The sequence below is a fragment of the Streptomyces sp. MB09-02B genome, assembly GCF_033794485.1.
Taxonomy (GTDB): domain Bacteria; phylum Actinomycetota; class Actinomycetes; order Streptomycetales; family Streptomycetaceae; genus Streptomyces.
The window spans coordinates 1-10,439 of record NZ_JARGEE010000328.1 but is presented as its reverse complement, the minus strand read 5'-3'; the positions used below and the strand labels follow the sequence as shown (position 1 = coordinate 10,439).

Below are 10,439 nucleotides of genomic sequence, written 5' to 3'. Positions count from 1 at the left end.
GGTCGGTGCGGGGGCGGAGGGTGAGGGAGATGACGGCGGGCGCGACGCCGATGCGGACCTCGGTGAGCGCGAACCCGGCGTCCGGGCCGGCGGCGGCGATGTCGCAGGCGCCGAGCAGGCCGAGGCCGCCCGCGCGGACCTGGCCGGTGACGCGGGCGACGACGGGTCTGGGCAGTTCGAGGATCTGGCGGAGCAGCGTGACCATGGCCTTCGGGTCGGGTGGGTCGCGCAGGTCGGCGCCCGCGCAGAACGTGTTCCCGGTGTGGGTGAGGACGACGGCGCGTACGTCGTCGTCCTCACCGCACCGGGTGAGCGCGTTCGAGAGGTCACGCACCAGCCTCGCCGAGAGAGCGTTGCGGTTGGCCGGGGAGTCGAGGGTGAGGGTGGTGATGCCCCGGTGGTGTGTGGCACGTACGAGGGGGCTGAGGCTCGCGGCGGTGTCGGTCTCGGTCATAGGCGTTCCCTGAGTTCGCGGCGGAGGATCTTCCCGGAGGCCGCGCGGGGCACGTCGGCGATGAAGGTGACGTGGCGGACGCGCTTGTACGGGGCGACGCGTTCGGCGACGTACATCATCACCTCGCCCTCGGAGAGCTCGTGCGCGGTGGGACGGCGGACGACGAAGGCGTGCGGGACCTCGTTGCCGTCGTCGCCGTAGTGGCCGATGACGGCGGCGTCGGCGATGCCGGGGTGGGTGACGAGGAGGGCTTCGAGTTCGGCGGGGGCGACCTGGAAACCCTTGTACTTGATCAGCTCCTTGACCCGGTCGACGACGTACAGCCAGCCGTCGGTGTCGACGTGCCCGATGTCGCCGGTGGAGAGCCAGCCGTCGGTGTCGATCATGTCGGCGGTGGCCTGGGGGCGGCCCAGGTAGCCCTTCATGACCTGGGGGCCCCGGATGACGATCTCGCCGGGTTCGCCGACGCCGACCTCCTTGCCCGGGTCGTCGAGGGAGACGATCCGCATCTCTGTGCCGGCGATGAGCTTGCCGACGGTGCCGGGGGGCGCGGTGGCGGCCTGGACGAGGGGGACCAGGTGGGAGCAGGGCGAGAGTTCGGTCATGCCGTAGCCCTGGACGACGGGCGGCAGGGAGAGGCGGGCGGAGCAGGCGGCGGCGAGGCGTGCGTCGAGGGGTGCGGCGGCCGAGAGGATGTGCTGGACCGTGGAGAGGTCGTAGCGCTCGGCGGCCGGGTGTTTGGCCAGGGCGAGGACGATCGGTGGGGCCACGTAGAGGTGGGTGATGCGGTGTTCGGCGATCGCCGCGAGGTAGCCCTCCAGGTCGAAGCGGGGCAGGACGACGACGGCGGCGCCGAGCCGCAGCGGGGCGTTCATCAGGGCGGTGAGGCCGTAGATGTGGAAGAACGGGAGCACGGCGAGGATGCGGTCGCCGGGGCCGGCCGGCATGACCGGTTCGAGCTGGGCGAGGTTGGTGGCGATGGACCGGTGGGTGAGCATGACGCCCTTGGGGACGCCGGTCGTGCCGGAGGAGTACGGAAGGGCCGCGACGTCCGTCACCGGGTCGATGTCGACGGCCGGTTCGGGCGCGGCTGAGGCCAGCATGTCGATCAGCGAGCGGTGGCCGGGGGCGCTGTCGCAGACGAAGATCTCCCGTATGCCGCCGACGCGTTCGGCGGCGGCGCGGGCGGTCTCCAGCAGCGGTGAGACGGTGACGATCCAGCTCGCCCCGGAGTCCTGGAGCTGTTTGGCCAGCTCACCGGCGGTGGCCAGCGGGTGCACGGTGGTGACGGTGGCGCCTGCGCGGGTGGCCGCGTAGAACGCCGTCGGGTAGGCGATCGTGTTGGGGCTGTGCAGGGCGAGGACGTCGCCCTTGCGGACGCCGGCGTCGGCGAACGCGGCCGCGAGCCGCCGGTGGAAGCGGTCCAGCTGTTCGTAGGTGAGGGTCGTGCCGTCGACTCCGTCGATCAGCGCGGGCAGGTCGCCGAACTCGGCGGCGCGGCCCAGGACGGCTTCGTGGATGGGGAGTTCGAGGGGTGGGACGTCTGCGTACTCGCTGCGGAACATGGTTCCTCCTCGTGCGCTCCGACTCCTGTGGCCGCGCTTCGGCGCCTCCGGATGTGCTCCGGCCGACGGCCGTGTTCCGCCGACGCGTGGCGGCTCAGTACGACTTCGGCAGGCCCAGGGTCTGGTGGGAGACGTAGTTGAGAATCATCTCCCGGCTCACCGGCGCGATACGAGACACGCGCGCGGCCGTGATGAGCGAGGCGAGGCCGAACTCGGCCGTGAGGCCGTTCCCGCCGAGGGTGTGCACAGCCTGGTCGACGGCCCGCACGCACGCCTCGCCCGCCGCGTATTTGGCCATGTTGGCGGCCTCGCCGGCCGCCGTGTCGTCGCCGGCGTCGTAGAGGTGGGCCGCCTTCTGCATCATCAGGCGGGCCAGTTCGAGTTCGATGTGGGACTGGGCGAGGGGGTGCGCGATCGCCTGGTGGGCGCCGATGGGCTGGCGCCACACGGTGCGGTCGCGGGCGTACTCGACGGCCCTCGCGAGGGCGTACCTGGCCATGCCGATGGCGAAGGCGGCCGTCATGATCCGCTCGGGGTTGAGGCCGGCGAACAACTGGAGGAGGCCGGCGTTCTCGTCGCCGACCAGGGCGTCGGCGGGGAGCCGGATGTCGTCGAAGCTCAGCTCGAACTGCTTCTCGGCGGCGCGGAGTTCCATGTCGATCTGCCGGTACTCGAAGCCGGGGGTGTCCGTGGGGACGATGAAGAGGCAGGGCTTGAGGGTGCCGGTGCGAGCGTCCTCGGTGCGGCCGACGATGAGGACGGCGTCCGCCCGGTCGACGCCGGAGATGAAGACCTTGCGGCCCGTGAGCAGCCAGTCGCCGGTCTCGTCGCGGCGGGCCGTGGTGGTGATGCGGTGGCTGTTGGAGCCGGCGTCGGGTTCGGTGATGCCGAAGGCCATGAGGCGGGTGCCGTTCGCCAGGGCGGGCAGCCAGGTCTGTTGCTGGGCCTTGGTGCCGAAGCGGGCGATGACGGTGCCGCAGATCGCGGGCGACACGATCATCATGAGCAGGGGGCAGCCTGCGGCGCCCAGCTCTTCGAGCACGATGGAGAGTTCGGCTATGCCGCCGCCTCCGCCGTCGTACTCCTCGGGGAGGTTGACGCCCAGGTAGCCGAGTTTGGCGGCCTCGGACCAGAGTTCGTCGGGGTGGCGGCCCTCTTTGTTGATCGTGGCTATGTAGTCGCGGCCGTAGCGTTTTCCGAGGGCGGAGACGGCGGCTCGTAGGGCTTTGTGTTCTTCGGTTTCGAGGACCGGGGACGGCATGAGAGGGCTCCTCAGGGGGAGGGTTCGTTCGTTGTTTGGAGGGTGCGGGTCTGTGGGGGCTTGTCGCGCAGTTCCCCGCGCCCCTTAGGTGGGCTGCCCTTGAACCACGGCCAGAAGCGCGCCCATTTCTACCTGTTGGCCCACCGCCGCGTGCAGGGCTGTCAGGGTGCCCGTCGACGGGGCCGTGATCTTGTGTTCCATCTTCATCGCCTCCAGCCAGAGGAGGGGTTGGCCCGCCTGTACGGATGTGCCCTGCTTCAGGTTCTCCGCCACGCGGACGACCGTGCCCGGCATGGGGGCCAGGAGGGAGCCGGGAGCCTGTTGGGTGGTGGGGTCGGGGAAGCGAGGGATGGCGGTGAAGGTGGTGGCGTTGACGTGGATCCGGTCGCCGTGGCGGGTGACGACGAACTTCCGCTGGACGCCGTCCACTTCGAGGACGACGCGGCGGGGGTCCGCGTGAACGACACGGACCCCGACCGCCTCCAAGCCGTTCCTGGTGTGCCGGTAGCGGACCTCGTGCTCCTCCCCCGCCGTCGCGTACCGCTTGACCTGGGGCTGGGAGGGCACGTTGCGGAAGCCGCCGAAACGGGGGTCGCCCTCGGCGGCCTCGGCCAGGGCGGCGGCCAGCGGGGCGTGCGGGTCGGGGGCGGCGGTGGTGAGGGCGCGGAGGTGGCGGTCGTAGAACCCGGTGTCCATGCGGGCGGACGTGAACTCCTCGTGGCGCAGGGAGTTCACCAGCAGGGTCCGGTTGGTGGTGGGGCCGTGGAGTGTCGCCCGTTCCAGGGCGCCCGCCAGTCTGCGGATCGCCTCCGCCCGGGTGGGGGCGTGGGCGATGACCTTGGCGAGCAGGGGGTCGTAGTGGACGCCGATCGTGTCGCCGTCCTCGTAGCCGGTGTCCAGGCGGACGCCCTCGGGGACGGCCAGTCGGTGCAGGGTGCCCGTCTGCGGGGCCCATGCGCGGGCCGGGTCCTCGGCGTACAGGCGGGCCTCGATCGCGTGGCCGCTAGCGGGTGGGGGGTCGGCCGGGAGGGCGTGGCCCTCGGCGACGCGGAGCTGCTCGGCGACCAGGTCGAGGCCGAAGACGGTTTCCGTGACCGGGTGTTCGACCTGGAGGCGGGTGTTCATCTCCAGGAAGTGGGCCGTACCGTCGGACACCAGGAACTCGACCGTGCCCGCGCCGACGTAGTCCACGGCTCGGGCGGCGCGTACGGCCAGGGTGTGGAGTTCCGCCGTCAGCTCCTCGGGGAGGGCGGGGGCCGGGGCCTCCTCGATCACCTTCTGGTGGCGGCGTTGGAGGGAGCAGTCGCGGGTTCCGAGCGGCCAGACGGTGCCGTGGGTGTCGGCGAGGATCTGGACCTCGACGTGACGGCCGTCCTCGATGTACGGCTCGACGAAGACCTCGCCGTCGCCGAAGGCGCTCGCGGCCTCGGCACGGGCGCTCTCCAGGGCGGCGGGCAGGTCCTTCAGGTGGCGTACGACGCGCATGCCGCGGCCGCCGCCGCCCGCCGCCGCCTTCACCAGGACCGGCAGGTCGTCCTCGGTGACCTCCTCCAGGGGTGCCAGGCCCATGAGTTCCTTGGCACGGGTCTTGGACGCCATGGCCTCGATCGCCTCGGGGGGCGGGCCGATCCAGACGAGGCCGGCGTCCTGGACGGCACGGGCGAAGTCCGGGTTCTCGGAGAGGAAGCCGTAGCCGGGGTGGACGGCGTCGGCGCCGGCGGCGAGGGCCGCCTTCACGAGCAGGTCGCCGCGCAGATAGGTGTCGGCGGGGGCCGCGCCCGGCAGCCGTACGGCCGTGTCGGCGACGCGGGAGTGGAGGGCGCCCGCGTCGGCGTCGGAGTGCACGGCGACGGTGCGGATGCCCAGGTCGGCGCAGGTGCGGAAGATGCGGCAGGCGATCTCGCCCCGGTTGGCGACGAGGACAGAAGTGATCACGAAGGGTTTCCTCACATCCGGAAGACGCCGAAGCCACCGCGTGCGCCCTCGTAGGGCGCCGTGTGGATCGCGGACAGGCACAGGCCGAGGACGGTGCGGGTGTCGCGGGGGTCGATGACCCCGTCGTCGTACAGCCGTCCGGACAGGAACATCGGGAGCGACTCGGACTCGATCTGCTGCTCCACCATCGCGCGCAGGGCGGCGTCGCCCTCTTCGTCGTACGGCAGTCCGCGCGCCGCCGCAGACTGCCGGGCCACGATCGACAGCACGCCCGCGAGCTGCTGCGGGCCCATCACGGCCGACTTGGCGCTGGGCCAGGCGAAGAGGAAGCGGGGGTCGTAGGCGCGGCCGCACATGCCGTAGTGACCGGCGCCGTACGAGGCGCCGAGGAGGACGGACAGGTGCGGGACCCGGCTGTTGCTGACCGCGTTGATCATCATCGCGCCGTGCTTGATGATGCCGCCCTGCTCGTACTCCTTGCCGACCATGTAGCCGGTGGTGTTGTGGAGGAAGAGGAGGGGGATGTCGCGCTGGTTGGCGAGCTGGATGAACTGGGCCGCCTTCTGGGACTCCTCGCTGAACAGCACCCCTTGGGCGTTGGCGAGAATGCCGACGGGATAGCCGTGGAGGGTGGCCCAGCCGGTGGTGAGGCTGGTGCCGTAGAGGGGCTTGAACTCGTCGAAGTCGGAGGCGTCGACGATCCGGGCGATGACCTCGCGGGGGTCGAAGGGCGCCTTCAGATCGCCGGGGACGATGCCGAGGAGTTCCTCCGGGTCGTACTTCGGTGGCTCGGCGGGGGCCGGATCGGCGTACGCCTTGCGGCGGTTGAGGCGGGCGACGACCCGGCGGGCCTGGCGCAGGGCGTCCGGTTCGTCGACGGCGAAGTGGTCGGCGAGGCCCGACACGCGCGCGTGCATCTCGGCGCCGCCGAGGGACTCGTCGTCGCTCTCCTCGCCGGTGGCCATCTTGACGAGGGGCGGGCCGCCGAGGAACACCTTCGCGCGTTCCTTGACCATGATCACGTGGTCGGACATGCCGGGGATGTAGGCCCCGCCGGCGGTGGAGTTGCCGAAGACGACGGCGAGGGTGGGGATGCCGGCGGCGGAGAGCCGGGTGAGGTCGCGGAAGATCGCGCCGCCGGGGATGAAGATCTCCTTCTGGGAGGGGAGATCGGCTCCGCCGGACTCCACCAGGCTGATGCAGGGCAGCCGGTTGGCGAGGGCGATGTCGTTGGCGCGGAGGGCCTTCTTCAGGGACCAGGGGTTGCTGGCGCCGCCGCGTACGGTCGGGTCGTTGGCGGTGATCAGGCACTCGACGCCCTCGACGACCCCGATGCCGGTGACGAGGGAGGCGCCGACGGTGTACTCGCTGCCCCAGGCGGCGAGCGGCGACAGTTCCAGGAAGGGCGTGTCGGGGTCCAGCAGCAGTTCGATGCGCTCGCGGGCGAGCAGCTTGCCGCGCTTCCGGTGCCGTTGGACGTATTTCTCGCCACCGCCCGCCAGCGCCTTGGCGTGCTCGGCGGTGAGCTCGTCCAGCTTGGCGAGCATGGCCTCACGGTTGGCTCGGTAGTCCGAACTCGTCGTGTCCAGGGCCGAGTTGATGATCGTCACAGCAGGGCCTCCGGTATGTCCAGGTGGCGGGAGCGCAGCCATTCGCCGAGGGCCTTGGCCTGGGGGTCGAAGCGGGCCTGGGAGGCGACGCCCTCGCCGAGGATGCCCTCGATGACGAAGTTCAGGGCGCGGAGCTTGGGGAGCGGGTGCCGGGTGACTTTCAAGTCGGCTGTGTCCGGGAGGAGTTCGCGCAAGCGGTCGACGGTGAGTGTGTGCGCGAGCCACCGCCAGGCCTCGTCGGTCCGGGCCCACACCCCGACGTTGGCGTCGCCTCCCTTGTCCCCGCTGCGGGCCCCGGCGACCAGGCCGAGGGGCGCCCTGGTCAGCGGGCCGTGGGGCAGCGGCTCGGGGAGGGGCGGTTCCGGCAGGTCTTCGGGTACGGCGGTGTCGTGGGCCGGGGCCACGGGGATCCGGCGCCCGTCGTGCAGGAGCGCCGCGTGGTCGACGGTGTCCTGGGGGACGTACGCGTCCTCGAAGACCCCGTAGGGCGAGCCCTTTCCGGGCAGCGCTAGGACGTGGAAGCCGGGATAGCTGGCGAGCGCGAGTTCGACGGCGGCCCCGCTCAACGCCCGTCCCACCGCGTCCTGTTCCGGGTCCCGTACGACGAGCCGGAGCAGGGCGCTCGCGGTCTCCTCGGTGTCGGCGTCGGGGCGGTCGGTGCGGGTCAACTCCCAGCCGCTGTACGTGACTTTGTCGAGCATCGGTGCCATCTGGGCGCGCACCAAAGCGGCCTTGGCCTCGATGTCGAGGCCGGTCAGGACGAAGGCGACCTCGTTGCGGAAGCCGCCGAGCCTGTTGAGGCCGACCTTGAGCGTGGGGGGCGGGGCCTCGCCGCGGACACCGGAGACCCGGACGCGGTCGGGTCCGTCCTGGATGAGTTCCACCGTGTCGAGGCGGGCGGTGACGTCGGGTCCGGCGTACCGGGCGCCCTGGGTCTCGTACAGAAGCTGCGCGGTCACCGTGCCGACGTCGACGAAGCCGCCGGTGCCGGGGTGCTTGGTGATGACGGCGGTGCCGTCCTCGTGGAGTTCGGCGAGGGGGAAGCCGGGGTGGCGCAGGTCGTGCGAACCGTCGGCGAAGAAGGAGTAGTTGCCGCCGGTCGCCTGCGCCCCGCACTCCAGGACGTGCCCGGCGACGACGGCCCCCGCGAGCCGGTCGTGGTCCCCGGGGCCCCAGCCGAAGTGGGCGACGGCGGGCCCGGTGACCAGGGCCGCGTCCGTCACCCGGCCGGTGACGACCACGTCGGCGCCCTCGCGCAGACAGGTGGCGATGCCGAAGCCGCCGAGGTAGGCGTGGGCGGCGAGGGTGCCGGGGTGGGCGGCGGTGAGGTCGTCGCCCTCGACGTGCGCGACGCGGACGGGGATGTCGAGCCGGTCGGCCAACTCCCGTATGCGGGCGGCGAGTCCGGCCGGGTTGAGACCACCCGCGTTGGCGACGATCCGCACCCCGCGCTCGTGCGCGAGCCCCAGGCACTCCTCCAGCTGGCGCAGGAAGGTGCGGGCGTACCCGCCCGTGGGGTCCTTCAGGCGGTCGCGGCCGAGGATGAGCATGGTCAGCTCGGCCAGATAGTCGCCGGTGAGGACGTCGAGTTCACCGCCGGTGAGCATCTCGCGCATGGCGTCGAAGCGGTCGCCGTAGAAGCCGGAGGCGTTGCCGATGCGGAGAGGGGCCGTGGTCACCGGGTGGCTCCCTTCGCGTCGCGCCCGGGGCCCGGGGGCCCGGCGAAGGCCTGGGCGATGTCCAGCCAGCGGTCGGCGTCGGAGCCCTCGGCGTGGAGGGCGAGGTCGGCGCGGTGGGCGCGCTGGGTGACCAGGAGGCAGAGGTCGAGGGCGGGGCCGGTGACGCGGTCGGTCGCGTCCTCGGGGCCGTACGTCCACAACTCGCCTGTGGGGCTGGTGAGTTCGAGGCGGAACTCCTCGAAGGGCGGGGTCAGTCCGTGCACCCCGAAGGCGAAGTCGCGGGTGCGGATGCCGAGTCGGGTGATGTGCCGGAGCCGGTCGCCGGGGGCGATCCGGGGGACGCCCAGCGCGTCGGCGACGTCCAGGCCGTGGGCCCAGGTCTCCATGAGGCGGGCGGTCGCCATCGAGGCGGTGGACATGGGCGGGCCGTACCAGGGGAAGCGCGCGCCCTCGGGTGCCGCGCGCAGGGCGGCGTCCAGGGCCTCGCGGCCGGCGCGCCAGTCCGCGAGCAGTTCGGCGGGCGGCTTCGCGGCTCCTTCCTCGGCGCCCCTGTCCACGAAGTCGCCGGGCGAGGTCATCGCGCTCTCGACCTCACGGGCGAAGGCTGCCTGGTCGGTCACGGCCAGGACGGACGAGTGGTCCGTCCAGGCGAGGTGCGCGATCTGGTGGGCGACGGTCCAGCCGGGCGCGGGCGTCGCGAGCGCCCACTCCTCCGGGCTCAACTCGGCCACGAGCAGGTCGAGTTCCTGGCTCTCGGCACGGAGATCGTCGATCACGGGCGTTGGGTCGGCCATGGGGGGAGCATGGCAGCGGACCCAGAAACAAGCAAGCGTGCTTGCATTTTTAGGGAGCAGTCGGGGTCCCCGAGTCGGCAAAGTAAGCTGCAAAAGACGCTATGGGCCTGACTTAGTCCATTGCTTTGCACTGTCGAGTCCTCCATACTGAACGATATCCCGTCGTCGTCGCCCCCTCGACCTCCCTCTCCCCGCTCTTCTGGACGGTCCCCGTGACACTCTCCCGCGCTGAACAGTCCGCGCCCGCCGCGACGGCCGTACCCCCGGCCGCGCCCGCCCCCGGCGGATTCCGTCGCGCGCGCGGACTGGGTTCCCTCGGGCCCGTGGGGCTGGTGCTGGCCGGTGGGATATCGGTGCAGTTCGGCGGGGCGCTGGCGGTGACGCTGATGCCGCGCGCCGGGGCGCTCGGGGTGGTGACGCTCCGGCTCGCGGTGGCCGCGCTGGTGATGCTGGTGATCTGCCGGCCCCGGCTGCGCGGGCACTCGCGTACCGACTGGGGGACGGTGGTCGCCTTCGGCGTCACCATGGCCGCGATGAACGGCCTCTTCTACCAGGCCGTCGCCCGTATCCCCCTCGGCCTCGCCGTCACCCTGGAGGTGCTCGGCCCGCTGACACTCTCCGTCCTCGCGTCCCGGCGGGCGCTGAACATGGTGTGGGCCGGGCTGGCCCTCTGCGGTGTCTTCCTGCTCGGGAAGGGCGGCGGAGTCGGCGGCCTCGACCCGCTGGGCATCGCCTTCGCCCTGGCCGCCGGGTTGGCGTGGGCCCTGTACATCGTCTTCAGCGCGCGTACGGGGCGGCGGTTCCCGCAGGCCGACGGGCTGGCGCTGGCCATGGCCGTCGCGGCGGTGCTGTTCCTGCCGCTGGGGATCGTCGAATCGGGGGGCCGGCTCGTCGAACCGACGACGCTCGCCCTGGGTGCCGCCGTGGCCGTGCTGTCCTCCGTCCTCCCCTACACCCTCGAACTCCTCGCGCTGCGCCGACTGCCCGCCTCCACCTTCGCGATCCTCATGAGCCTGGAACCCGCGATCGCCGCCACGGCCGGTTTCCTCATCCTCGACCAGGCCCTCACCACCGTCGAGGCCCTCGCGATCGCCCTGGTCATCGGGGCGAGCATGGGGGCGGTGCGAACGCAGGTGGGGCG

8 protein-coding genes are annotated in these 10,439 nt (G+C 72.0%); 1 reads left to right on the top strand and 7 read right to left on the bottom strand.

The genetic code is table 11. The annotated features are described in order from the left end of the window. The 7 genes from P1P70_RS33000 to P1P70_RS32970 form a co-directional block, all read right to left on the bottom strand. On the bottom strand, positions 1-454 hold a 454-nt coding region (locus P1P70_RS33000; protein WP_319244341.1), incomplete at its 3' end, for an enoyl-CoA hydratase-related protein. Then, positions 451-2,019: a 4-coumarate--CoA ligase family protein gene (locus P1P70_RS32995; protein WP_319244339.1), complete on the bottom strand. Its 1,569-nt coding sequence runs from the start codon at positions 2,017-2,019 to the stop codon at positions 451-453. The genes P1P70_RS33000 and P1P70_RS32995, both read right to left, overlap by 4 nt. A 94-nt stretch (positions 2,020-2,113) precedes the next feature. Further along, positions 2,114-3,280, bottom strand: coding sequence for an acyl-CoA dehydrogenase family protein (locus P1P70_RS32990; protein WP_319244337.1), 1,167 nt, complete (start codon positions 3,278-3,280; stop codon positions 2,114-2,116). A gap of 84 nt (positions 3,281-3,364) precedes the next feature. Beyond that, entirely contained in the window at positions 3,365-5,215 is a 1,851-nt protein-coding gene (locus P1P70_RS32985) for an acetyl/propionyl/methylcrotonyl-CoA carboxylase subunit alpha (RefSeq protein WP_319244335.1), read from the bottom strand. A gap of 11 nt (positions 5,216-5,226) precedes the next feature. Continuing rightward, positions 5,227-6,867, bottom strand: a complete 1,641-nt coding sequence (locus P1P70_RS32980) for an acyl-CoA carboxylase subunit beta (protein WP_413471605.1) — start codon at positions 6,865-6,867, stop codon at positions 5,227-5,229. Beyond that, positions 6,822-8,504, bottom strand: coding sequence for an acyclic terpene utilization AtuA family protein (locus P1P70_RS32975; protein ID WP_319244331.1), 1,683 nt, complete (start codon positions 8,502-8,504; stop codon positions 6,822-6,824). Before P1P70_RS32975 ends, P1P70_RS32980 begins: the two co-directional genes overlap by 46 nt. Beyond that, positions 8,501-9,298 carry a TIGR03084 family metal-binding protein gene (locus P1P70_RS32970; RefSeq protein WP_319244329.1) on the bottom strand — a complete coding sequence of 266 codons (798 nt, stop codon included), beginning with the start codon at positions 9,296-9,298 and terminating at the stop codon, positions 8,501-8,503. Before P1P70_RS32970 ends, P1P70_RS32975 begins: the two co-directional genes overlap by 4 nt. A 212-nt stretch (positions 9,299-9,510) precedes the next feature. Here P1P70_RS32970 and P1P70_RS32965 point away from each other — a divergent pair. Then, positions 9,511-10,439 (top strand): EamA family transporter (locus P1P70_RS32965; protein ID WP_413471604.1); only part of this gene is annotated, 929 nt, incomplete at its 3' end.

Coding starts and splice junctions, on each gene's coding strand:
- P1P70_RS32980 (WP_413471605.1), bottom strand. CDS start 6,867: ATGGCTGCGCTCCCGCCACCTGGACATACCGGAGGCCCTGCTGTGACG.
- P1P70_RS32990 (WP_319244337.1), bottom strand. CDS start 3,280: ATGCCGTCCCCGGTCCTCGAAACCGAAGAACACAAAGCCCTACGAGCC.
- P1P70_RS32970 (WP_319244329.1), bottom strand. CDS start 9,298: ATGGCCGACCCAACGCCCGTGATCGACGATCTCCGTGCCGAGAGCCAG.
- P1P70_RS32995 (WP_319244339.1), bottom strand. CDS start 2,019: ATGTTCCGCAGCGAGTACGCAGACGTCCCACCCCTCGAACTCCCCATC.